Below are 22,316 nucleotides of genomic sequence, written 5' to 3'. Positions count from 1 at the left end.
CACGATGACGATTACCCCGCAGGAAGCGCTTCAGCGCACGATCGAACACCGCGAGATCTTCCACGACGAGATGCTGCACCTGATGCGGCTCATCATGCGCGGCGACATGTCGCCCGTGATGGCGGCCGCGATCATCACCGGGCTGCGCGTAAAGAAGGAGACAATCGGCGAGATCGCCGCGGCCGCGACCGTAATGCGCGAATTCGCGAACCACGTCGAGGTGCAGGACAACTCGAACTTCGTCGACATCGTCGGCACCGGCGGCGACGGCTCGCATACGTTCAACATCTCGACCGCGTCGATGTTCGTCACGGCCGCGGCCGGCGCGAAGGTCGCGAAGCACGGCAACCGCGGCGTATCGAGCAAGTCCGGCAGCGCCGACGTGCTCGAGGCGCTCGGCGTGAACATCGACCTGCAGTCGGAGCAGGTTGCCGCGTCGATCGCCGAAACCGGCATGGGCTTCATGTTCGCGCCGAACCATCACCCGGCGATGAAGAACATCGCGGCCGTGCGCCGCGAACTCGGCGTGCGCACGATCTTCAACATCCTCGGCCCGCTGACCAATCCGGCCGGCGCGCCGAACCAGCTGATGGGCGTGTTCCACCCCGACCTCGTCGGCATCCAGGTGCGCGTGATGCAGCGTCTCGGCGCACAGCACGTGCTCGTGGTGTACGGCAAGGACGGGATGGACGAGGTTTCGCTCGGCGCCGCGACGCTCGTCGGTGAATTGCGCGACGGCAAGGTGCACGAATACGAGATCCATCCGGAAGATTTCGGCCTGCAGATGGTGTCGAACCGCACGCTGAAGGTGGAAAATGCCGACGAATCGCGCACGATGCTGCTCGGCGCGCTGGACAACCAGCCGGGCGTCGCGCGCGAGATCGTCACGCTGAACGCGGGCACAGCACTCTATGCGGCGAACGTCGCCGAATCGATCGCGGACGGCATCCAGCTCGCCCGCGAAGCGATCGCGAGCGGCAAGGCCCGCGCGAAGGTCGACGAACTCGTGCGCTTCACGCAGCAGTTCAAGCGCTGACTCCCCTTACGAATCAAGCAGGAACCCACATGAGCGACATTCTCGACCGAATCATCGCCGTCAAGCGCGAAGAAGTCGCGGCGGCCATGCGCAGCGCGCCGCTCGAGGCACTGAAACTGGAAGCCTCCGCGCGCGACCTGCGCGACTTCGTCGGCGCACTGCGCGCGAAACACGCAGCCGGCCACGCGGCCGTGATTTCCGAAATCAAGAAGGCCAGCCCGTCGAAGGGCGTGCTGCGCGAGCATTTCGTGCCGGCCGACATCGCGCGTTCGTATGCTGAGCACGGCGCCGCGTGCCTGTCGGTGCTGACCGACGAGCAGTTCTTCCAGGGCAGCGTCCGCTATCTCGAGGAAGCGCGCGCGGCCTGCACGCTGCCGGTGCTGCGCAAGGACTTCATCGTCGACGCGTACCAGATCGTGGAAGCGCGCGCGATGGGCGCGGACGCGATCCTGCTGATCGCCGCCGCGCTCGACACGCCGCTGATGCAGGATCTCGAAGCGTATGCTCACTCGCTCGGCCTCGCGGTGCTGGTCGAAGTGCACGACCGCAACGAGATGGAACAGGCGCTGACGCTCAAGACGCCGCTGCTCGGCATCAACAACCGCAACCTGCGCACGTTCGAGACGTCGATCCAGACCACGCTCGACATGCTCGACATGATTCCGGCGGACCGCATCGTCGTGACCGAGTCGGGGATCCTGTCGCGCACCGATGTCGACACGATGCGCGCGGCGAACGTGAACACGTTCCTCGTCGGAGAAGCGTTCATGCGTGCCGACCAGCCGGGCGAGGAGCTCGCACGGATGTTCTTCTGATGGCGATCGAAAAGGAAATCAAGCTCGCGCTGCCGGCCGGCCAGGCCGAGGCCGCGCGACGCTTCTTCGAGACGCTGACCGGCGAACCCGGCCAAGACATCACGCTCGCGAACGTCTACTACGACACGCCCGATCTCGCGCTGGCCCGCTCGAAGAGCGCGGTGCGCGTGCGCCGCGCGCCGCAGGGCTGGCTGCAGACGTTCAAGACGGTCGGCAGCGCGGAAGGCGGCCTGCACCGCCGCCACGAATGGGAGCTGCCGGTCGCCGGCGACGCGCTCGAGATCGATGCGCTCGTCGCGGCCTGCGACGTGCCGGAGGCCGCCGCCGCGCTGAATGACGCGGCCGGCGCGCTGCGTGCGCTGTTCCGCACGGATTTTTCGCGTACGCTGTGGCGCATCGCAATCGGCGGCGCAACCGTCGAAGCCGCGGTGGACATCGGCGAGATCGTCGTCCAGGCGGAACACGAAACGCGCCGCGAACCGATCAGCGAAATCGAACTCGAACTGATCGACGGCCCGGAAGCGGCGCTCGCAACGCTCGCCGCCGAACTGCAGCAGGCGCTGCCGGGCCTCGCTCCCGAAAACATCAGCAAGGCGCAGCGCGGCTACCGGCTGCGCGCGCAATAACACGCATCACGCATGGCAACCCGCAAGACTTCCCGCGCGCCGCAACAGGCGTCGCTGTTCGACGATCCCGTGCCGGAAACGGCACCGGCCGATCTTCCGTCCCCGCCTTCCGAGCCGCCCGCGGCCGGGCGCAAGCCCGCCAAGAAAGCCGCCGCATCGGCTGCGGCACCAGCGGCACCGGCGGCACCGCAGCCTGCCGCCGCCAACGTTCCGCACCTCGCCGCGCAATTCGACGCGCTGCCGGCCGTCTGGCGCGACGTGCTGAAACCCTTTACCGACAGCGACGCATATGCGCCGCTGTGCCGCTTCGTCGACGACGAGCGTGCGGCCGGCAAGACGGTCTACCCGACCGACGTGTTCCGCGCGCTGCGCCTGACGAGCCCGGACGACGTGAAAGTCGTGATCCTCGGCCAGGATCCGTATCACGGCGACGATCGCGGCACGCCGCAGGCACACGGGCTCGCATTCTCGGTGCCGCCCGCCGTGCGCACGCCGCCGTCGCTGCGCAACATCTTCAAGGAAATCGCCGCGAACTTCGGTCATGACACGCCACGCCACGGCTGCCTCGACACCTGGGCACGCCAGGGCGTGCTGCTGCTCAACACGGTGCTGACGGTCGAGCGCGGCGCGGCCGCGAGCCATGCGAAGCGCGGCTGGGAGCAGTGCACGGACACGCTGATCCGCGAACTCGCCGGCCGCCATCGCGGGCTCGTGTTCATGCTGTGGGGCGCACACGCGCAGGCGAAGCGCGCGCTGTTCGACGCAAGCGCGCATTGCGTGCTCGAGGCGCCGCATCCGTCGCCGCTGTCCGCGCACCGCGGTTTCCTCGGTTGCCGCCATTTCGCGCTCGCGAACGACTATCTGGTCGATGCCGGCCGCGAGCCGATCGACTGGCGCCTGCCGGAAGTCGCCGAAACGCTCGCGTAACGCGCTGCCGGTTCCTTCGTGCCGGCAAGCATGCAAAAACGCCGCGTCCCTTTCGGGAACGCGGCGTTTTTTTATCGGGCGATGCAGCAGGTGCGTCGCACCCGCGTCGGCCTTCCTTACGCGGCGGCGATCGCTTCGCGTGCGCTGGCGAGCGCGGCGCTTTGCGCGTCCGGCCCGAGGTTCAGGCCTTCAGCGTGAATGAAGTTCACGTCGGTCAGGCCGATGAAGCCGAGGAACGAGCGCAGGTACGGCGTCTGGCTGTCGTTCGGCGTACCCAGGTACTTGCCGCCGCGGGCCGTCACCACGTGAACCTTCTTGCCCTTGATCAGGCCTTCCGGACCGTTCTCGGTGTAGCGGAACGTGACGCCTGCACGGGCGATCCAGTCGAAATACGCCTTCAGTTGCGACGACACGCCGAAGTTGTACATCGGTGCGCCGATCACGACGATGTCGGCGGCTTGCAGTTCGGCGATCAGTGCATCGCTCTTCGCGACGATCGCATTCTGTTCCGCGGTGCGCTTGTCGGCCGGCGTGAAGAACGCGCCGAGCACCGATTCGTCGAGGTGCGGCAGCGCATCGGCCAGCAGGTCACGAACCACGACCTTCGCGCCGGGGTTCGATTGTTGCAGCTTTGCCGTCAGTTCATTGGCCAGCAGCGTGGATTGCGCACCTTGCGAACGCGCCGCGGAATTGATTTGCAGAATGGTCGTCATGTCAGGCTCCAGTAGGGTTGCGCTTCGGTAGCGCGAGTGACGCCATTGTGCGTGGCCACATGACCGCGAAAAAGCGGGTTCAGGGCGACGGATTGTTGCAACAACAGAACAATCCTCGATCGCGCCCCGATACCCGCCTTCGTACGATCAGCCCTTCAGCCAGGCTTCCCGGGCCTTCGATACCGCCGCCGGCTTCGCGGCCGCCGTCAGCCGGTAGCGCGTGACTTCGGGGCCGTCGAGCTTCAGTTTCGCGATGCGCAGCTCGTCGCGACGGAATGCGTGAACCTCGACCTTGTCGCCCGGACGGTAGCGCGCGAGCAGCGCGTCGAGGTTGGTGCCCGTGACGCGCAGCCCGTCGACCGCGATCAGCGTGTCGCCGGCCGACAGCCCCGCGCGATGCGCGGCGCCGCCTTCGTAGACCGCCGCGAACGTGCAATCCGCCCCGCCGCGCAGGCGTGCGCCGATCGTCGGCTTCGCGGCAGCGCCGTTCGCGACATCCGGCGTGAGCGTCACGCCGAACGGTGCGAGCAGTTCGGCGAGCGGCAGGTCGCGCGTGCCGTGCACGGCATCGGTGAACAGGCGGCCGAGCGCGACGCCCGTCGCTTCCTCGATCAGCGTCTCGACTTCGTTTTCCTCGACGCCTGCCTGCTTGCCGCGGTAGAAATCGCGGCCGTAGCGCTGCCACAGCAGGCGCATCACGTCGTCGAGCGACTTCCGGTTGCGCGTCTGCGCGCGGATCGCGAGATCGAACGCGAGCGCGACCAGCGAACCCTTCGTGTAATAGCTGACGATCGCGTTGGTCGCGTTCTCGTCCTGGCGGTAGTACTTGATCCACGCGTCGAACGAGCTTTCCGCGACGCTTTGCTTGAGCCGGCCCGTGCCGCGCAGCACGCCGCCGACCGTGCGGCCGAGCGCCGCGAAATATTCGTCCTGCGACATCAGCCCGCTGCGCACCAGCATCAGGTCGTCGTAATACGACGTGAAGCCTTCGAACAGCCACAGCAGCGACGTGTAATTCTCGCGCGTCAGGTCGTACGGCACGAACGCCGCCGGCTTGATGCGCTTCACGTTCCAGGTATGGAAGTACTCGTGACTGCAGAGACCGAGGTACGTGCGATAGCCTTCCGTCGTTTCGGGTCGCCCCTTCACCGGCAGGTCGGTGCGGTTGCAGATCAGCGCGGTCGACGCGCGATGCTCGAGACCGCCGTAACCGTCGCTGACCGCAAGCGTCATGAACACGTAGCGGTCCATCGGCGCCTTCTTCGATTTCGGCTCGAACAGCGCGATCTGTGCTTCGCACACGCGCTTCAGGTCGGTGCGCAGGCGCTCCATGTCGAGCTGCGTCACACGCCCCGCGATCACGATGTCGTGCGGCACGCCGTGCGCGTCGAACGTCGCCAGCGCGAATTCGCCGATCGTCACCGGATGGTCGGAAAGCTCGTCGTAGTTCGCTGCGCGGTACGCGCCGAACCCGTAGCGCTTCGTGCCGCGCGCCTCGGGCAACGCGGTGCCGACGCGCCACGTGCGGAACGCCGCGCCGGCCGGCTTCCCGATGTCGACTTCACACGGCGCGTCCTCGCGGCCGGCGACGCTCAGGAACACGGCCGTCGCGTTGAAGAAGCCGCCCGATTCGTCGAGATACGCGGAGCGCACCGACAGGTCCCATGCGTACACGTCGTAGCGCAGGGTCAGCGTGCCGTTCACGGGTGCGGCCTGCCACGTGTGCTTGTCGGTCTTTGCGATCCGCACCTTGCGGCCCGCGTCGTTGAATGCGCCGAGCGTCACGATGTTGCGCGCGAACTCGCGCACGAGGTAGCTGCCCGGAATCCACACCGGCAGCGAAAAGCGCTGGCCTTCGGGGTCGGGATCGGTGACCGTCACCGACACTTCGAACAGGTGCGCGGCAAGATCTTTCGGGACAATCGAATAGCGGATCGGCTGGGTCATCGTGGGAATCGGACGGTCGAATATGGCGGCGGAAACGAAGAGAGGCGCCGGCAGGTCACGCGGGCGCCCCTCGCTGGCCGGGCCATGCGGCCCGGCGTGTGGTCGGTTACTTGCTCGACGCGAGCGCCTGGTTGAGCTGGTCGGCCGATACGGCGCCCGGCAGGCGGCGGCCGTCCGGCAGGAAGATCGTCGGCGTGCCCGTGACGTTCATCCCGCGGCCGAGCGCGAGGTTCTTGTCGAGTGCGGCGGTATCGCAGGTACCGGCGCCGGTCGGTGCGCGATGGTCGAGCATCCAGCTCTCCCACGTTTTCGCGCGATCGGTCGCACACCAGATCGCCTTCGACTTCGCGGTCGAATCCGGCGACAGCACCGGGTACAGGAACGTGTAGACGGTCACGTTGTCGACCGACTGCAGCGTCGTCTCGAGCTTCTTGCAGTACGGGCAGTTCGGATCGGAGAACACCGCGATCTTGCGGGCGCCGTTGCCCTTGACGACCTTGATCGCATTCGCGAACGGCAGGCTCGCGAAGTCGATCTTGTTGATTTCGGACAGGCGGGCGTCGGTCAGGTTCTTGTGCGTCTTGGTGTCGACGAGATCGCCGAGCAGCACGTAGTCGCCCGCCGCATCGCTATAGATGATCTGTGAGCCGAGGTTCACTTCGTACAGGCCCGCGACCGGCGATTTCGACACGCTCTTGATCGGCGCATCGTTGCCGAGGCGGGCCTGCAGCGTGGCTTTCAGCTTGTCGGTGGTCTGGTCGGCCTGCGCGGTGCAGCCAAGCGTCGCCATCGTGACGGCCAGCGCCAGCGACGCGATGCGGATCGTTTTTTTCATCGAAATCTTCCTTCAGCTCAATCGGTGTTCACGGCACAGTGTACGCCGTAACGGAACCGTGTCCGACCGGCGAAGCGGCCGAAGGTTCGATCAGCCGAGCGCAGCCGACACGAGCCAGCGCTTCACGAGCGGCTGCGCACCGACGAAGGCCATGCCCGCATTGCGCACGGCCTTCGCGAGCGAGCCCGGCACCGCGAACAGCCGCTGCAGGCCGTCGGTTGCGACCATCAGCGCGCGGATGTCCTCGCGGCGCGAACGCTCGTAGCGGCGCAGCAGCACCGTATCGCCGAGGTTGCGGAAGCTTTCCTTGCCGGCGATCGCGTCGGCAAGCGCCGCCACATCGCGCAGGCCGAGGTTCATCCCCTGTCCCGCGAGCGGGTGGATCAGGTGCGCGGCATCGCCGACGAGCGCGACGCGCGGCGCGATCAGCTTGTCGACCGTCTGCAGCGCCAGCGGGAAGCCGGCGGCCGGCGTCACGCAGTCGAGCGTGCCGACCTGGCCATGAGACACGCGCTCGACCTCGGCCGCGAGCTGCGCCGGATCGAGTGCGAGCAATTCGTCCGCATGCGCGGTGTGCGCGGACCAGACGAGCGACACATGGCCGTCCGGCAGCGGCAGCAGCGCGACGATCTCGCCTTCGTGGAACCACTGGTAGGCCGTCTCGCGATGCGGCAGCGACGCCTTGAAGTTCGCGACGACTCCGGTTTGCCGGTAGTCGCGCCGTTCGACTTTGGCCCCCATTTGCGAGCGCACCCACGAATGCGCGCCGTCCGCGCCGACGACGAGATCCGCTTCCAGCACCTGCCCCGACGACAGCGTGAGCACGGCTGCGTCGTCATGTACGTCGAAGCCCTGCGCGCGCGCCTCGAACCACGTGAGGTTCGGCTGGAACCGCAGCGCGGCGTCGAGCGACGCCTCGACCAGCGACGATTCGGCGATCCACGCGAGCTGCGGCACGGATGCCTGATATGCGGAGAAATGCAGTTCCGCGTGCGCATCGCCGTACACGCGCATGTCGTAGACCGGTGCGAGGCGGCCATGGTCGAGCGCCTGCCAGACCCGCAGCCGCTCGAGCAACGCCTGCGAACTGGAAGACAGCGCGTAGACGCGCGTGTCGAATACGAGATCGGCGGGGCGCGGCGCGGCCGGCTGGGCGAGCAAGGCAGTCTTGTAGCCGGACTGGGTCAGCGCGAGCGCGGCAGTCTTGCCGACGAGCCCGCCGCCGACCACGGCGACGTCGAAGGAGTGGTGGGCAGTCATGGCGGGCATTATAGCCGCGGGGCCAAACCCTTACGCGGCCGGACTTTGCGGGAAATCAGCAGAATCGCAGGCGGCCGATGCAGCGCGGCGGCCTGCCGCATCGGCCGTTCGGCGCAACCCCGGAATCCGGGGCGTCGGCACGGTACAATAGCGTCTTTGACCGTCGGCCCGCCGCGCCCCAAGCGCCGGCCGCCCTTTTTTCCCGCGCCGCCGTGCCCTGTCCGGCCGCGCCGCCTTACCCGTCCGAAGGATTCCATGAGTCTCAAATGCGGCATCGTCGGCTTGCCCAACGTCGGCAAGTCCACCCTGTTCAATGCGCTGACCAAGGCCGGCATCGCCGCCGAGAACTACCCGTTCTGCACGATCGAGCCGAACGTCGGCATCGTCGAAGTGCCCGATACGCGCCTGAAGGCGCTCTCCGAGATCGTCAAGCCGGAGCGTGTCGTGCCGGCCGTCGTCGAGTTCGTCGACATCGCGGGCCTCGTCGCGGGCGCGAGCAAGGGTGAAGGCCTCGGCAACCAGTTCCTCGCCAACATTCGCGAAACCGATGCAATCACACACGTCGTGCGCTGCTTCGAGGACGAGAACGTCATTCACGTCGCCGGCAAGGTCAGCCCGATCGACGACATCGAAGTGATCAATACCGAGCTCGCGCTCGCCGACCTCGGCACCGTCGAGAAGGCGCTCACGCGCTATTCGAAGGCCGCGAAGTCGGGCAACGACAAGGAAGCGGCGAAGCTCGTCGCGGTGCTCGAGAAGGTGCGCGCGCAGCTCGACCAGGGCAAGGCCGTGCGCGGTCTCGCGCTGTCGGACGACGAAGAGGCGCTGCTCAAGCCGTTCTGCCTGATCACCGCGAAGCCGGCCATGTACGTGGCCAACGTGAAGGACGACGGTTTCGAGAACAACCCGCACCTGGATGCCGTGCGCAAGTACGCGGAAAGCGAAAATGCGCCGGTGGTCGCCGTGTGCGCGGCGATCGAGGCGGAAATCGCCGATCTCGACGATGCCGACAAGGAAGCATTCCTCGCCGACATGGGCATGGAAGAGCCGGGCCTCGACCGCGTGATTCGCGCGGGCTTCAAGCTGCTCGGCCTGCAGACCTACTTCACCGCGGGCGTGAAGGAAGTGCGCGCGTGGACGATCCATATCGGCGACACGGCGCCGCAGGCGGCCGGCGTGATCCACACCGACTTCGAGCGCGGCTTCATCCGCGCGCAGACGATCGCGTTCGACGACTTCATCACGTACAAGGGCGAGCAAGGCGCGAAGGAAGCCGGCAAGATGCGCGCCGAAGGGAAGGAATATGTCGTGCACGACGGCGACGTGATGAATTTCCTGTTCAACGTCTGACCCTTGCATCGGCCGATGCCGTGTGAATCACGCGGCATCGCGCACTGCGTGCCCGGCACGAAAAACGAATGGCCCGACGGCAAGCGCCGTCGGGCCATTTTTCATTGCAGGACGTTCTGCCAGCCGGCGGCGAACACCGTGCGTCCGCCGCCGCTTCGTCACGGCATCACGTCGCCGACACCCGCCGCCCCGCGCTCGCCTGCGCATCGCGGCCGCGCTTGTTCAGCCACGATGCCAGCAGCACGATCAGCGCCAGCACGGCCGTCGCGCCCACTTCCATCCTGTGATCCTCACTCACGAGCATCACGGTCAGCGTGCCGCAGATGAACAGGATCACCAGCCACGTGAGCCAGGGGAACAGCCACATCCGCAGCGTCAGGTCCGCGCCGGTCGCTTCGAGCGTCTTGCGCATCCGCAGCTGCGAGATCGCGATCACGAGATACACGAGCAGCGCGATCGCGCCAGACGTCGCGAGCAGGAATCCGAAGACCTGTTCCGGCATCAGGTAGTTCGCGATCACGGTCAGGAAGCCGAATGCGGTCGATGCGAGCACGGCCGCGCGCGGCGTGCCGGTCGAATCCGTGCGGTGCAGAAACGCGGGCGCGTCCTTGCGCTTCGACAGCGAGAACAGCATCCGCGACGCGGTGTACAGCGCCGAATTCAGGCAGCTCGCGACCGACACGAGCACGATCACGTCGATGATCGCCTTCGCGTTCGGGATGCCGATCAGCTCCATCGCGCGCTGATACGAACCGTGCTTCGGCAGCAGCGGATCGTTCCACGGCACGATGGCCGCGACGATCAGGATCGAGCCGAGATAGAACAGCGTGATGCGCCAGATCACCGAGTTGGTCGCGCGCACGATCTGGCGTTGCGGGTTGTCCGATTCGGCGGCCGCGATCGTCACGATCTCCGTGCCGAGGAACGAGAACATCGTCGTCAGCATCGCCGCGAGCACCGCACCGGCACCGTGCGGCATGAAGCCACCGTGCACGAACAGGTTCGATACGCCCGACACCGCAGGGGCGGGAATGATGCCGACGATCGCCGCGCCGCCGATGCACAGGAACACGACGATCGCGACGACCTTGATCAGCGCGAACCAGAATTCGAATTCGCCGTAGTTCTTGACCGAGAAGAGGTTGGTCACCGTCAGCACCAGCGTGATGCCGAGCGCGAAGACCCAGGTTGCAACGCCGGGGAACCATGCATTGAGGATGGTCGCGGCGGCGGTCGCCTCGATCGGGATCACGAGCACCCAGAACCACCAGTACAGCCAGCCGATCGAGAAACCGGCCCAGTGGCCGATCGCGCGATCGGCATAGGTGGAGAACGAACCGCTGTCCGGATGCGCGACGGCCATCTCGCCGAGCATGCGCATCACCAGCACCACCAGCACGCCCGCGATCGCATACGCGAGGATCGACGCCGGGCCGGCTTCCGCGATCGCGTGGCCGGAGCCGACGAACAGGCCCGCGCCGATCACGCCGGCAATCGACATCATCGTCACGTGCCGCTGCTTCAGGCCCGTACCGAGGCCTGTGTTGCTTCCACTCATCTGTCTCTCTCCAAAAAACGGTTCCGGTATGGCCGGGTGTCGCGTGAAGGCAGCAGGGGGAGTTGTCGTTCTTGAATCCGGCTGCGAGCGCGCGTGCATCGCACGCGGGCATGCGGCCGGATGGGACCGTTCGGATCGGCGCGCCGCGCAGTCTGCGAAGCTGCGGGTGCGATGCGGCGCGCGGTGCGCCGACGCATCGCGTGCGCCGTTTCCGTCGGCTTTCGTCAGCTGCCTTCGAAGCGAAGGAGTGTAAGCACCAAACGGTTCTTCACTAAGAACCAATTGAAGAATTTCGATGGAACCACTCGTTGCATCGACGTCGATCGATGCAACGCTCGTACCCGTTCGGGCCGGCGCGCGAGCCGCGCCGAAAGCGCCCGGCGACGCCGGGCAGCAGGCCGCAACCGGCGTGTCAGTTCGCGCCGTGCACCCTCTCGTCGCGCCATTGGGCGGGGACGACGGCCTGCCATTCTCGCAGAAGCAGTTTTTTCACGGCGTCCGGACGGGCCGCCGACAGCCGCACCAGCACAATCGGCCAGCCGACGTAGTGATCCGTCACGTAATACACGTCCGGTTCCGATTCGATCAGCCACGCGCGCTCGTCGGGGCCGACACCTTTCACGACGAGCGTGTCGCCGTCCTCGCGCAGACGCGCGAGCATCTTGCCCCTCACCTTGAGCGCAGGCGTGCCGTACGACGTACCTTCCTCGACGCCGCGCCATGCCAGCGCGATCTGGCGGACTTCGTCGAATGTCATGAGGCCTCCCGGCTGCACTTCCTCGGTTCACGATCCGGCCACCCTACCGGAATTCGCGAAGGCACGCCGCGGGACGTGCGCCTATCCGCGCACCGCATGTGCGGCCACCGGCGCACGCCCCGTCGTCGCGACGATCGCGAAGGCGATCGCATTCGCGGCGGCGCTGGCCAGGATCGGCACGAGATAGCCGCCGCCCGCGTCGTAGATGAAACCGGCCGCGGCCGGCCCGATCAGCGTGCCGAATGCGACGCTCGTATAAAGCACGCCGATGATCCCGCTCACGTTGCGCCCGCCGAAGTAGTCCATCACGACCGCCGGCAGCACGGCGACCCAGCCGCCATAGAACACGCCGAACACGAGCGCGAACGCGGCAAGCGTCGCGACGGTGCCGGCACCGGCCCACGCGACGAGCGCGACGGCCATGCCCGCGAACATCGCGAGCAGCGACGCACGGCGGCCGAAGCGGTCGGCGAGGCCGCCGAGGAAGAAGCGGCCGGCCGTGCTGCCGACGCCGATCGCGCCGAGCAGCAGCACGGCCGTCGACGGCGCGACGCCATGATCGAGCGCGTACGGCACGAGGTGAACGAACGGGACGAACACGCCGAACGAGCAGGCGAGGCATGCGGCGTACAGGCTTGCGAACGGCCGCGACATGACGGCTTCGCGCACCGTCGCGCCGGCAGGCGCCGAAGCGGCGACCGGCTGACGCCCCGCGGCGGCACCGGACACCGAGGCCCCCGCACTGCGCCCGGCGACTTGTGCCCCGCCGCCGGGCTCATGCGCAGCCTCCCCGTCCGGCAGCAGCCCCCGCCCGCGCGGGTCGTTCTCGATCAGCAGCGACATCCCCGAGCCGATCACGACCGCGATCACGGCCAGCGTGAAATACGCGCCGCGCCAGCCGACCTGCGCGATCAGCGTGGACGCGAGCGGCGGCATCACCAGCGTGCCGACACCGATCCCCGCGACCGCGAGCCCCGATGCGAAGCCGCGCCGGCGCACGAACCAGCGCTGCACGGCGCCGACCGCCGGTACGTATGCGCAGCCGACGCCGAAACCGACGCCAAGCCCGTACGCGACATAGACCTGCAGCAGCGTGTGCGCGGCGCCGGCAGCCGCGAGCCCGGCGCCCGTCAGCAGCATCCCGGCGACGGCGAGCCGCCGCGAGCCGAAGCGGTCGGCCAGCGGCCCGCTGACGATGCCGAAACCGAAATACAGGAAGCCGGCGAGCGAGAACACGAGCGAGATCTGGCCGCGCGACGCGGCGAAGTCCCGCTGCAGCGACTCGACGAACGCACTGAACGTATAGGCGCTGCCGAATCCGACGAACGTGACGGCGAACGCGGCCGCGACCACGTACCAGCCGTAGAAATGGCGCGATGCGCCCGGGTGGTTCATGACGATGCTCCTCTCAGGTCCAGCCGGACACCTCACGGCGTCCGGTTTGCCTCGTGGATATAGTTGAACTATGTTGATCGCATTGGTCGCTGCAATGCAGCCCCCAAGCACGCAATCGGATGCGACAACGGTACTCGCGCACACGCGCCGCCTCAAACGATATTTCATCGGCCATTCGCTTTAGAAAAACTCAATGAATCGTTCCCGCCTGCCGCCGCTCAACGCGCTGCGTGCATTCGAAGCAGCCGCCCGCCACCTGTCGGTGAAATCGGCGGCCGAGGAGCTGTCGGTCACGCCCGGCGCGGTGAGCCAGATGATCCGCACGCTCGAGACGCACCTCGGCGTGCAGCTGTTCGAGCGCGTCAACCGCGGCATCCTGCTGACGGCCGCCGGTCGCGACTACCTGCCGCCGGTGCGCAACGCGTTCCGGCAGATCGCCGACGCGTCGCAGCGCGTGTCGGGCGCCGCCGACAGCGGCGTGCTGACGGTGAGCGTCACCCCGTTCTTCGCATCCGCGTGGCTCGTCCCGCGCCTCGCGCAATTCCGGCACGCGTGCCCTGACGTCGACCTGCAGGTCGTCACGAGCCACGCACTCGCGGATTTTTCGCGCGACGGCGTCGATGTTGCAATCCGTCATGGCCTCGGGCGCTACATCGGCCTGTGCAGCGAGCGCCTGCTGACGGTGGAGATCGTCGCGCTCGCGTCGCCCGACCTTGTCGCGCGGCTCGGCATGCCGGCGACGCCCGCCGATCTGGTCGGCTGGCCGCAGCTGCATGACGCCGAGCGCAAGGGCTGGCACATCTGGTTCGGCGCGCAGCGGATCGACGATATCGGGCCGCCGCGCGGCCCCGCGTTCGACGACTCGGGCCTGTTGCTGCAGGCGATCGTCGCCGGTCAGGGCGCCGGGCTGCTGCCGGCCGCGATGGTGCGCGGCGAGCTGGCAAGCGGCCGGCTCGTGCAGCTTGCCGACGTCGCGTGGCTCGACGATTTCGCGTACTACCTCGTCTATCCGCCGCATCACGCCGAGCGGCCGAAGGTCGCCGCTTTTCGCCGGTGGATCCTCGAGGCCGCGCAGGCCGACGGCGCGGCCTCGATGTCGGGCGCGGCGTAGCGTCACGCCGCCGCGCCGGTACCGGTCGGGCGCCGATCCGCTAACATGCGGCGCGGGCCATCCGCCCGACATCGATAACAACAAACCGACCGTGAGAGACCATGCCTGCCCTGTTCTGCCGCACGACACGCATCGCGGCACTGTCCGCCGTCTTCTTCGTCGCCTGCGCCGCGTTGCCCCAACCCGCACACGCGTACCGCGCACCGCCCGGCTACGGCAACGAAGCCGATCTCGACCGTCACGACACGTATCGCAACCGCGACGGCGAAACCGTGCACGCACCCGCGCATTCGAAATCGGGCCGCGTGCCCGAAGGCGCGAGCGCGCGCTGCCGCGACGGCACCTACAGCTTCAGCCGCCATCGGCGCGGCACGTGCTCGGGGCACGGCGGCGTCGCCGCGTGGCTGTGAGCACAGCCCCGGCCAAAAGGCCAGGTGTCGCGCCAGCGGCAGCCGGCGGCGAAGTACAATAGCCGCTCGCGCCGCCGACACGCGGCGACGCCGCCGCGCCGTGCGCGGCACGCTCCGTACCGAATCACCCGACGCCGCCACGCCCGCGCGCTGCGCGGCAGTCTCAACCATTTCTGACTTTCACACCCAAATGGCCCAATACGTTTTCACGATGAACCGGGTCGGCAAGATCGTGCCGCCCAAGCGCCAGATCCTGAAGGACATCTCGCTGTCGTTCTTTCCCGGCGCGAAGATCGGCGTGCTCGGCCTGAACGGCTCGGGCAAGTCGACGCTGATCCGCATCATGGCGGGCGTCGACAAGGACATCGAAGGCGAAGCGACGCCGATGCCGAACCTGAACATCGGCTATCTGCCGCAGGAGCCGCAGCTCGACCCGACGAAGACGGTGCGCGAAGCCGTCGAGGAAGGCCTCGGCGACCTGTTCCAGGCCAACAAGAAGCTCGAGGAAATCTACGCGGCGTACGCGGAGCCGGACGCCGACTTCGACGCGCTCGCGGCCGAGCAGGCGAAGTACGAAGCGATCCTCGCGTCGAGCGACGGCGGCAGCCCCGAGCAGCAGCTCGAAGTGGCCGCCGACGCACTGCGCCTGCCGTCATGGGATGCAAAGATCGAGCATCTTTCGGGCGGTGAGAAGCGCCGCGTCGCGCTGTGCAAGCTGCTGCTCGAAAAACCCGACATGCTGCTGCTCGACGAACCGACCAACCACCTCGACGCGGAATCGGTCGACTGGCTCGAGCAGTTCCTGGTGCGCTTCCCGGGCACCGTCGTCGCGGTCACCCACGATCGCTACTTCCTCGACAACGCGGCCGAGTGGATTCTCGAACTCGACCGCGGCCACGGCATTCCGTGGAAGGGCAACTACAGCAGCTGGCTCGACCAGAAGGAAGAGCGCCTGAAGCAGGAAGAAGCGTCGGAATCGGCGCGCCAGAAGGCGATCAAGAAGGAACTGGAGTGGGTGCGCCAGAACCCGAAGGGCCGGCAGGCGAAGTCGAAGGCACGTATCGCGCGCTTCGAGGAGCTGAACAGCCAGGAATACCAGAAGCGCAACGAGACGCAGGAAATCTTCATCCCGGTCGGCGATCGCCTCGGCAATGAAGTGATCGAGTTCAAGAACGTCAGCAAGGCGTTCGGCGACCGTCTGCTGATCGACAACCTGAACCTGAAGATCCCGGCCGGCGCGATCGTCGGCATCATCGGCCCGAACGGCGCCGGCAAGTCGACGCTGTTCCGGATGCTGACGGGCAAGGAGCAGCCGGATTCGGGCGAAGTCGTAATGGGGCCGACCGTGAAGCTCGCGTACGTCGACCAGAGCCGCGACGCGCTCGACGGCACGAAGACGGTGTTCGAGGAAATCTCGGGCGGCGCCGACGTGCTGACGGTGGGCAAGTACGAAACGCCGTCGCGCGCGTATATCGGCCGCTTCAACTTCAAGGGCGGCGACCAGCAGAAGATCGTCGGCAACCTGTCCGGCGGTGAACGCGGCCGCCTGCACCTCGCGAAGACGCTGATCTCGGGCGGCAACGTGCTGCTGCTGGACGAACCGTCGAACGACCTCGACGTCGAAACGCTGCGCGCGCTGGAAGACGCGCTGCTCGAATTCGCGGGCTCGGTGATGGTGATCTCGCACGATCGCTGGTTCCTCGACCGGATCGCGACGCACATCCTCGCATTCGAAGGCGATTCGCAGGTCACGTTCTTCGACGGCAACTACCAGGAATACGAAGCCGACAAGCGTGCGCGCCTCGGCGAGGAAGCCGCGAAGCCGAAGCGTCTGCGCTACAAGCCGATCAGCCGCTGAGCGGCGCGGCCCGGGCGCCCGGCACTGCGGTAACGCAGGAACGGGCACCGAGGCTGGTCGCTCCGGAAGCGGGACAACAAAAAACGGGCCGCTGGCCCGTTTTTTTATCCGGCGGCTGGCTGCCGGCTTGCCGCTTACGCCAGCGCGCCCAGTTCGCGCAGCCGTGCCTCGGTCGTGGCCGCACTCGTGTGATGAATGCCGTGCCAGCCGAGCGCCGTCGCGGCCGCGGCGTTCTTCGCGTTGTCATCGATGAACACGAGTTCGTGCGGCCCGATGCCCGGCAAGTGCGGCTCGATCCGCGCATGCATCTCGCGGTAGATCGCCGGATCGGGTTTCACGAGCTTCACACGGCCCGACACGACGATGTCCCTGAAACGCCGCAGCACCGGGAAGTTGTCCCACGCATACGGAAACGTCTGCGCCGACCAGTTCGTCAGCCCGAACAGCGGCATCCCCTGCGCGTCGAGCCGGTCGACGAGCGCGGCGCCTTCGTCGAGCACGCCGCCGATCATCTCGTGCCAGCGCGCATAGAACGCGCGGATCAGCCCCTCGTGCGCCGGAAACTTCGCGACGAGCTCGGCCGTCCCCTCTTCGATCGTCTGCCCGCCGTCCTGGCGGACCACCCAGTCCATCGTGCAGACATGCGTGAAGAACCAGCGACGCTCGGTGTCGTCGGGAATCAGTTCCCGGTAAAGGTACTCGGGGCTCCAGTCGATCAGCACGCCGCCGAAATCGAACACCACGGCCTTGATCGTCATGCGAACTCCGTCGCAAGGACATCCGCGAGCGGGCGCGGTATCACCGGGTTGCCCGACAGCGAATTGTTTTCCCATACGAAGTGATGATGCGCGACGATCTGCGCCGCCGACAGGTGCGTGCGCTCGTTCGTGGTGTGCAGGTCGGACACGACGGTCGTCCGGTAGCCGAGCAGCGCTGCGCGGCGCGCGGCCGAATCGACGCAGAACTCGGTCGCATAACCGCAGATCAGCACCGAACGGATGCCGTGGCGCTCGAGTTGCGCCGCGAGCGGCGTATCGTGAAACGAATCGCTCATCTGCTTGCGCACCCGCCAGTCATCGTTCCCGACGACCAGCCCCGCGTGCAGTTCCCAGCCCGGCGTGCCGGGCACGACGTCGTCGTCCGCGTCGCCGTCGTGCTGCACGAAGCACACGGGCGCGTTCGCCGCACGCGCCGCCGCCGTCAACCGGTTGATGCCCGACACCACGTCATCGAGCCGGTACGCGGGCGTTGCCCGCTCCACCAGCCCGCGTTGCATGTCGACCACGATCACTGCCGTGTCCGCCATCGTCGCCCTCGCTGTTGTTGTTCGGCCGGCACCCGGCCGCTTTCCTGCGTTGCGTCAGATCGGCTGCGTGCGCGCGTCGAGCCACGCCTTGGCATCGCCGCTCAGATGGCGGCCGACGCGCTCGCGCACCGTTGCGTGATACGCGTTCAGCCACGCGCGTTCTTCTTCATGCAGCATCTCGATCAGCACGCAGCGCGTGTCGATCGGGCACAGCGTCAGCGTCTCGAACGCGAGGAAATCGCCGAACTCGGTCTGCCCGGCCGCGCGGTTCACGACCAGGTTCTCGATCCGGATGCCCCACTGGCCGGGACGGTACACGCCCGGCTCGATCGACGTGATCATGCCCTCTTCCATCGCCGTATACGGCTCGGCCGGCGCGTAGTGCGAGATCACCTGCGGGCCTTCGTGCACGTTCAGGAAGTAGCCGACGCCGTGCCCCGTGCCGTGCCCATAGTCGAGCCCGGCCGCCCACATCGGCGCGCGCGCGATCGCGTCGAGCATCGGCGAGCGGATGCCGCGCGGGAATCGGGCACGCGACAGCGCCATCATCGATTTCAGCACGATCGTGAAATCGCGCCGCTGCAGGTCGCTGACGGTGCCGACCGGCACGACGCGCGTGATGTCGGTCGTACCCGTCACGTACTGGCCGCCCGAATCGATCAGCAGCAGCCCGTCGCCGGCGATCGTCGCGTGCGACTCCGGCGTCGCGCGGTAATGCGGCATCGCGCCGTTCGCGTTGAAGCCCGCGATCGTCGCGAAGCTCGGCGACACGTAGCCGGGGCGTCGCGCGCGCGCGGCAGTGAGCTTCTCGTCGATCGTCAGTTCGGTGATCGTCTCGCGGTTCACGGCCTGTTCGAACCAGGAGAAGAATTCCGCGAGCGCGGCGCCGTCGTGCTCCATCGTCACGCGCACGTGCTCGATCTCGGTGGATGTCTTGCGCGACTTCGCGAACGTCGACGGATTCACGGCCTCGACGAGCTTCACGCCGGCCGGCACGGCCTCGAGCGTGCCGAACGTCACGCGGCGCGGGTCGATCAGCAGCGTCGCGCCGTCGGGCAGTGCCGCGAGCGCGGCGCGCGCGGCGTCGTAGGCGCGGACGTCGACGCCGTCCTGCGCGAGCGACGCGGCCAGTGCCGGCGACACCTTGCCGTCGGCGACGAACAGCGTCGCGCGATCGGCGCCGATCATTGCGTGCGCAACGAATACGGGATTGAAGTTGACGTCGGCGCCGCGCAGGTTGAACAGCCATGCGAGGTCGTCGAGCGTCGAGACGAAATGCCACTGCGCGCCCTGCGCACGCATCGCGCGGCGCACTTCGGCCAGCTTGCTCGCGCGCGTCGTGTCGGCCTGCGGCGCCGCGTGCTCGAACACCGCGTCGCCGGGCAGCCCCGGCCGCTCGGGCCAGATCGCGTCGAGCAGGTCGAGGTCGGTGCGCAGCGCGATGCCGCGCGCGTTCAGCGCGGCCGTCAGCCCGCGTGCGGCCGCGACGCCGAGCACCGCGCCGTCGACGCCGACCGTCGCCCCCGCCGCCACGTTCTGCGCGAGCCAGTCGACGTGCGGCGCGCTCTGCTGCCCGCCCGTCATCTTCATCAGTTGCACGCCCGTGCCGGCCAGTTCGGCGTCGGCCTGCACCCAGTAGCGGCTGTCGACCCACAGCCCCGCGAAATCCGCGGTCACGACCAGCGTGCCGACCGATCCCGTGAAGCCGGACAGCCAGCGGCGGGCCTGCCAGCGCTCCGGCAGATATTCGGACAGGTGGGGATCAGCGGACGGCACGAGATAGGCGGCCAGGTTCTCGCGGGCCATCGCGCCACGCAGCAGCGCGAGACGGGCCGGCACCGGCGAGACTTCGGGAAGACGGGCATTCATGATTTCACCTGAGAGCATTCAGCGACGGGCCGACAGCGCAACCGTCACGGCTACTGCGAGGAACGCGACGCCGGTGCAGACCGGCCATTCGAGCGTCTCGCCATCGTAAAACAGTCCAGAGAGATTGCCGGCCATGCGGGCCGCAGCCGCGCCGACGATACCGGCGAGCACCGCGATCCACCACGCCGGCCGGCCCGTGCGCCGCATCGGATGCAGCCATCGGCCGAACAGCCCGACGGCCGCTCCCAGGACAAGGATTCCAAACCAGTTCATTCGACGCCTTCCATAAATTCGGATTCGTCCCATAGGCGTGAACGTTGCCAGCGGCTAGCATCGATTCATCCATCGAACCCGAGACCAGCCGGGTGCCGCGAACGTTCGAGTGTAGGGGCCGACTCGACGTTATGGCAAGCGCGCACCGGCTGCCGTATTGAAGAAATTCTCATGCGAATCGCTCTGATCGATCCGGACGCGCGCCATGCCGCGCTCCTGAACCGCCTGCTCTTTGCGGGCGGTCATGTGTGCCACGCGTTTCCGTCCAGTACGGCGTTCTTCGAGTGGCTCGCCGCCAATACCTGCGACATGCTGATCACCGGCCACTGGGCCGGCGACCAGCCGGCCGAGGAAGTCATTCCGCGTGCGCAGACGGTCCTGCCCGGACTGCCGGCGATCGCCGTGATGCAAATGCCGCGCGAAAGCCAAATCGTATCGTGCCTGCACGCGGGCGCCGACGATTGCCTCGTGCGCCCGGTGAGCGGGCCCGAGCTGCTCGCGCGCGTCAACGCGGTGAGCCGGCGCGCCGGCGTGCGCCGGCCGCCGGCCCGCTCACGCGAAATGTATGGCGAATACGCCTTCGACGCCACGCACTGCCTCGTTCGCTTCGACAACGCAATCGTTTCACTCACGCCGAAGGAGTTCCGTTTTGCGCAGTTGCTGTTCGCGAATCTGTCGCGGCCCGTGTCGCGCGCCCATATTCTCGAAACGGTGTGGGCACGCCGCCGCGACATGAAGTCGCGCACGCTCGATACCCACGCGTCCCGGCTGCGCAGCAAGCTGCACCTGCTTCCGGAGCGCGGCTACCGGCTGCTGCCGCTCTACGGCTATGGCTATCAACTCGACCGCGTGCCGATCGAGCCCCCAAATTCCCGGCCCCGCCACGCCGATGCCCGGTATGCCGCGAGTGAGGAAATCGCTGAAACGCTATAATATGGGGCTAAACGATAGCCCTCGATATGCAACTCCTCACGATCGGAATCAATCACCACACTGCGCCTGTCGCCCTGCGCGAACGCGTGGCGTTTCCGCTCGAGCAGATCAAGCCGGCTCTCGTCACGTTCAAGAACGTGTTTCTCGGCCCCCAGGCGCCCAATACGCCCGAAGCGGCGATCCTCTCCACCTGCAACCGCACCGAACTGTATTGCGCGACCGATGATCGCGCCGCACGCGAAGGCGCGGTCCGCTGGCTGTCGGAGTATCACCGGATTCCGGTCGACGAGCTCGCACCGCACGTCTATGCGCTGCCGCAGTCGGAAGCAGTCCGGCACGCGTTCCGCGTCGCATCCGGCCTCGATTCGATGGTGCTGGGCGAAACCCAGATTCTGGGCCAGATGAAGGATGCCGTCCGCACCGCGACGGAAGCCGGCGCGCTCGGCACCTACCTGAACCAGCTGTTCCAGCGCACGTTCGCGGTGGCGAAAGAAGTGCGCGGCACGACCGAAATCGGCACGCAGTCGGTGTCGATGGCCGCCGCCGCGGTGCGCCTCGCGCAGCGGATCTTCGAAAAAGTGTCCGATCAGCGCGTGCTGTTCATCGGCGCCGGCGAGATGATCGAGCTGTGCGCGACGCACTTCGCCGCGCAAGGCCCGCGCGAACTCGTCGTCGCGAACCGCACGGCCGAACGCGGCCAGCGCCTTGCCGAACGCTTCAGCGGCCGCGCGATGCCGCTCTCGGATCTGCCGACCCGCATGCACGAATTCGACATCATCGTGTCGTGCACGGCGTCGACGCTGCCGATCATCGGCCTCGGCGCAGTCGAGCGCGCGGTGAAGGCACGCCGCCACCGGCCGATCTTCATGGTCGACCTCGCGGTGCCGCGCGACATCGAGCCCGAAGTCGGCAAGCTGAAGGACGTGTTCCTCTACACCGTCGACGATCTCGGCGCGATCGTGCGCGAAGGCAACGCATCGCGCCAGGCTGCGGTCGCACAGGCCGAAGCGATCATCGAAACGCGTGTGCAGAATTTCATGCAGTGGCTCGACACGCGCAGCGTCGTGCCGGTGATCCGTCACATGCATACGCAGGCCGACGCCTTGCGCCGGGCCGAAGTCGACAAGGCGCAGAAGCTGCTCGCGCGCGGCGACGATCCGGCCGCCGTGCTCGAAGCGCTGTCGCAGGCGCTGACCAACAAGCTGATCCACGGCCCGACGAGCGCGCTCAATCGCGTGAACGGCGCCGATCGCGATTCGCTGATCGACCTGATGCGCGGCTTCTACCAGCACGCGCCACGCTCGAACGACCAGTCCGGCCACTAGCGCCGGCCGATC

At 67.4% G+C, this 22,316-nt stretch carries 21 protein-coding genes; 10 read left to right on the top strand and 11 right to left on the bottom strand.

The window, feature by feature from the left end; translation table 11 throughout:
- Positions 1–4 precede the first annotated feature (4 nt).
- Genes trpD through APZ15_RS06200 form a run of 4 tightly spaced genes read left to right on the top strand, consistent with a single transcriptional unit; the run spans position 5 to position 3,404 of the window.
- Positions 5–1,036, top strand: a complete 1,032-nt coding sequence (trpD, locus tag APZ15_RS06215; protein ID WP_027788472.1) for an anthranilate phosphoribosyltransferase — start codon at positions 5–7, stop codon at positions 1,034–1,036.
- A 29-nt stretch (positions 1,037–1,065) separates the two neighbouring features.
- Positions 1,066–1,851, top strand: coding sequence for an indole-3-glycerol phosphate synthase TrpC (gene trpC / locus APZ15_RS06210; protein ID WP_027788473.1), 786 nt, complete (start codon positions 1,066–1,068; stop codon positions 1,849–1,851).
- Positions 1,851–2,477 (top strand): CYTH domain-containing protein, encoded by a 627-nt coding sequence (locus APZ15_RS06205; RefSeq protein ID WP_027788474.1) that lies wholly within the window; start codon positions 1,851–1,853, stop codon positions 2,475–2,477. The genes trpC and APZ15_RS06205 overlap by 1 nt, the downstream gene beginning before the upstream one ends.
- A 12-nt stretch (positions 2,478–2,489) precedes the next feature.
- Positions 2,490–3,404, top strand: a complete 915-nt coding sequence (locus APZ15_RS06200; RefSeq protein ID WP_027788475.1) for a uracil-DNA glycosylase — start codon at positions 2,490–2,492, stop codon at positions 3,402–3,404.
- Positions 3,405–3,520: 116 nt separating this feature from the next.
- On the opposite strand, the gene APZ15_RS06195 is transcribed toward APZ15_RS06200, so the two are convergent.
- The 4 genes from APZ15_RS06195 to APZ15_RS06180 all read right to left on the bottom strand — a co-directional run bounded on the left by APZ15_RS06195 (position 3,521) and on the right by APZ15_RS06180 (position 8,168).
- Entirely contained in the window at positions 3,521–4,117 is a 597-nt protein-coding gene (locus tag APZ15_RS06195) for an FMN-dependent NADH-azoreductase (protein WP_027788476.1), read from the bottom strand.
- A gap of 147 nt (positions 4,118–4,264) precedes the next feature.
- A complete protein-coding gene (locus tag APZ15_RS06190) occupies positions 4,265–6,064 on the bottom strand; it encodes a M61 family metallopeptidase (RefSeq protein ID WP_027788477.1) in 1,800 nt (599 codons plus the stop codon).
- 106 nt (positions 6,065–6,170) lie between these two features.
- Positions 6,171–6,899, bottom strand: a complete 729-nt coding sequence (locus tag APZ15_RS06185) for a DsbC family protein (RefSeq protein WP_021156966.1) — start codon at positions 6,897–6,899, stop codon at positions 6,171–6,173.
- Positions 6,900–6,989: 90 nt separating this feature from the next.
- Positions 6,990–8,168 (bottom strand): UbiH/UbiF family hydroxylase, encoded by a 1,179-nt coding sequence (locus APZ15_RS06180; RefSeq protein ID WP_027788478.1) that lies wholly within the window; start codon positions 8,166–8,168, stop codon positions 6,990–6,992.
- 246 nt (positions 8,169–8,414) lie between these two features.
- Here APZ15_RS06180 and ychF point away from each other — a divergent pair, with 246 nt between their 5' ends.
- Complete coding sequence (gene ychF / locus APZ15_RS06175; protein WP_027788479.1) at positions 8,415–9,509, top strand: redox-regulated ATPase YchF; 1,095 nt, start codon at positions 8,415–8,417, stop codon at positions 9,507–9,509.
- A 166-nt stretch (positions 9,510–9,675) separates the two neighbouring features.
- Here the strand turns inward: ychF and gabP are convergent, their stop codons facing one another.
- The 3 genes from gabP to APZ15_RS06160 form a co-directional block, all read right to left on the bottom strand.
- Positions 9,676–11,067 (bottom strand): GABA permease, encoded by a 1,392-nt coding sequence (gabP, locus tag APZ15_RS06170; protein WP_027788480.1) that lies wholly within the window; start codon positions 11,065–11,067, stop codon positions 9,676–9,678.
- Between the two features lie 412 nt (positions 11,068–11,479).
- The gene (locus tag APZ15_RS06165) at positions 11,480–11,824 is read right to left on the bottom strand and encodes an MmcQ/YjbR family DNA-binding protein (RefSeq protein WP_027788481.1); all 345 of its coding nucleotides are present in this window, start codon (positions 11,822–11,824) and stop codon (positions 11,480–11,482) included.
- 81 nt (positions 11,825–11,905) lie between these two features.
- Complete coding sequence (locus APZ15_RS06160) at positions 11,906–13,219, bottom strand: MFS transporter (RefSeq protein WP_027788482.1); 1,314 nt, start codon at positions 13,217–13,219, stop codon at positions 11,906–11,908.
- Positions 13,220–13,412: 193 nt separating this feature from the next.
- Here APZ15_RS06160 and gcvA point away from each other — a divergent pair, with 193 nt between their 5' ends.
- The 3 genes from gcvA to ettA all read left to right on the top strand — a co-directional run bounded on the left by gcvA (position 13,413) and on the right by ettA (position 16,598).
- On the top strand, positions 13,413–14,330 hold the full coding sequence (gene gcvA / locus APZ15_RS06155) for a transcriptional regulator GcvA (RefSeq protein ID WP_027788483.1): 918 nt from the start codon (positions 13,413–13,415) through the stop codon (positions 14,328–14,330).
- Positions 14,331–14,431: 101 nt separating this feature from the next.
- Positions 14,432–14,740: a DUF3761 domain-containing protein gene (locus tag APZ15_RS06150; protein WP_027788484.1), complete on the top strand. Its 309-nt coding sequence runs from the start codon at positions 14,432–14,434 to the stop codon at positions 14,738–14,740.
- Between the two features lie 190 nt (positions 14,741–14,930).
- Positions 14,931–16,598 carry an energy-dependent translational throttle protein EttA gene (gene ettA / locus APZ15_RS06145; protein ID WP_027788485.1) on the top strand — a complete coding sequence of 556 codons (1,668 nt, stop codon included), beginning with the start codon at positions 14,931–14,933 and terminating at the stop codon, positions 16,596–16,598.
- A 134-nt stretch (positions 16,599–16,732) separates the two neighbouring features.
- Here ettA and APZ15_RS06140 read toward each other — a convergent pair whose 3' ends face one another.
- The 4 genes from APZ15_RS06140 to APZ15_RS06125 are packed head-to-tail and all read right to left on the bottom strand — an operon-like array spanning position 16,733 to position 20,046.
- Positions 16,733–17,356, bottom strand: coding sequence for an HAD family hydrolase (locus APZ15_RS06140; protein ID WP_027788486.1), 624 nt, complete (start codon positions 17,354–17,356; stop codon positions 16,733–16,735).
- Complete coding sequence (locus APZ15_RS06135; RefSeq protein ID WP_027788487.1) at positions 17,353–17,904, bottom strand: cysteine hydrolase family protein; 552 nt, start codon at positions 17,902–17,904, stop codon at positions 17,353–17,355. The genes APZ15_RS06140 and APZ15_RS06135 overlap by 4 nt, the downstream gene beginning before the upstream one ends.
- A 54-nt stretch (positions 17,905–17,958) precedes the next feature.
- Positions 17,959–19,773 carry an aminopeptidase P family protein gene (locus tag APZ15_RS06130; protein WP_027788488.1) on the bottom strand — a complete coding sequence of 605 codons (1,815 nt, stop codon included), beginning with the start codon at positions 19,771–19,773 and terminating at the stop codon, positions 17,959–17,961.
- Positions 19,774–19,791: 18 nt separating this feature from the next.
- On the bottom strand, positions 19,792–20,046 hold the full coding sequence (locus APZ15_RS06125; protein ID WP_027788489.1) for a DUF1129 domain-containing protein: 255 nt from the start codon (positions 20,044–20,046) through the stop codon (positions 19,792–19,794).
- A gap of 309 nt (positions 20,047–20,355) precedes the next feature.
- On the opposite strand from APZ15_RS06125, the gene APZ15_RS06120 reads away from it, so the two are divergent.
- Both APZ15_RS06120 and hemA read left to right on the top strand, forming a co-directional pair.
- Complete coding sequence (locus APZ15_RS06120; protein WP_226152101.1) at positions 20,356–20,979, top strand: response regulator transcription factor; 624 nt, start codon at positions 20,356–20,358, stop codon at positions 20,977–20,979.
- Between the two features lie 26 nt (positions 20,980–21,005).
- Positions 21,006–22,304 carry a glutamyl-tRNA reductase gene (gene hemA / locus APZ15_RS06115; protein ID WP_027788491.1) on the top strand — a complete coding sequence of 433 codons (1,299 nt, stop codon included), beginning with the start codon at positions 21,006–21,008 and terminating at the stop codon, positions 22,302–22,304.
- The last annotated feature ends 12 nt before the right edge of the window (positions 22,305–22,316 follow it).

The organism is Burkholderia cepacia ATCC 25416, from assembly GCF_001411495.1.
Taxonomy (GTDB): Bacteria; Pseudomonadota; Gammaproteobacteria; order Burkholderiales; family Burkholderiaceae; genus Burkholderia; species Burkholderia cepacia.
Note: the sequence above shows the minus strand (reverse complement) of the source record. Positions and strands in the feature narration are given on the sequence as shown.

Coding starts and splice junctions, on each gene's coding strand:
- APZ15_RS06180 (WP_027788478.1), bottom strand. CDS start 8,168: ATGCCCGCCATGACTGCCCACCACTCCTTCGACGTCGCCGTGGTCGGC.
- hemA (WP_027788491.1), top strand. CDS start 21,006: ATGCAACTCCTCACGATCGGAATCAATCACCACACTGCGCCTGTCGCC.
- APZ15_RS06200 (WP_027788475.1), top strand. CDS start 2,490: ATGGCAACCCGCAAGACTTCCCGCGCGCCGCAACAGGCGTCGCTGTTC.
- APZ15_RS06185 (WP_021156966.1), bottom strand. CDS start 6,899: ATGAAAAAAACGATCCGCATCGCGTCGCTGGCGCTGGCCGTCACGATG.
- trpC (WP_027788473.1), top strand. CDS start 1,066: ATGAGCGACATTCTCGACCGAATCATCGCCGTCAAGCGCGAAGAAGTC.
- APZ15_RS06135 (WP_027788487.1), bottom strand. CDS start 17,904: ATGGCGGACACGGCAGTGATCGTGGTCGACATGCAACGCGGGCTGGTG.
- APZ15_RS06125 (WP_027788489.1), bottom strand. CDS start 20,046: ATGAACTGGTTTGGAATCCTTGTCCTGGGAGCGGCCGTCGGGCTGTTC.
- gabP (WP_027788480.1), bottom strand. CDS start 11,067: ATGAGTGGAAGCAACACAGGCCTCGGTACGGGCCTGAAGCAGCGGCAC.
- ettA (WP_027788485.1), top strand. CDS start 14,931: ATGGCCCAATACGTTTTCACGATGAACCGGGTCGGCAAGATCGTGCCG.
- APZ15_RS06195 (WP_027788476.1), bottom strand. CDS start 4,117: ATGACGACCATTCTGCAAATCAATTCCGCGGCGCGTTCGCAAGGTGCG.
- trpD (WP_027788472.1), top strand. CDS start 5: ATGACGATTACCCCGCAGGAAGCGCTTCAGCGCACGATCGAACACCGC.
- APZ15_RS06120 (WP_226152101.1), top strand. CDS start 20,356: ATGCTGATCACCGGCCACTGGGCCGGCGACCAGCCGGCCGAGGAAGTC.
- ychF (WP_027788479.1), top strand. CDS start 8,415: ATGAGTCTCAAATGCGGCATCGTCGGCTTGCCCAACGTCGGCAAGTCC.
- APZ15_RS06190 (WP_027788477.1), bottom strand. CDS start 6,064: ATGACCCAGCCGATCCGCTATTCGATTGTCCCGAAAGATCTTGCCGCG.
- APZ15_RS06150 (WP_027788484.1), top strand. CDS start 14,432: ATGCCTGCCCTGTTCTGCCGCACGACACGCATCGCGGCACTGTCCGCC.
- APZ15_RS06165 (WP_027788481.1), bottom strand. CDS start 11,824: ATGACATTCGACGAAGTCCGCCAGATCGCGCTGGCATGGCGCGGCGTC.
- APZ15_RS06160 (WP_027788482.1), bottom strand. CDS start 13,219: ATGAACCACCCGGGCGCATCGCGCCATTTCTACGGCTGGTACGTGGTC.
- APZ15_RS06140 (WP_027788486.1), bottom strand. CDS start 17,356: ATGACGATCAAGGCCGTGGTGTTCGATTTCGGCGGCGTGCTGATCGAC.
- gcvA (WP_027788483.1), top strand. CDS start 13,413: ATGAATCGTTCCCGCCTGCCGCCGCTCAACGCGCTGCGTGCATTCGAA.
- APZ15_RS06205 (WP_027788474.1), top strand. CDS start 1,851: ATGGCGATCGAAAAGGAAATCAAGCTCGCGCTGCCGGCCGGCCAGGCC.
- APZ15_RS06130 (WP_027788488.1), bottom strand. CDS start 19,773: ATGAATGCCCGTCTTCCCGAAGTCTCGCCGGTGCCGGCCCGTCTCGCG.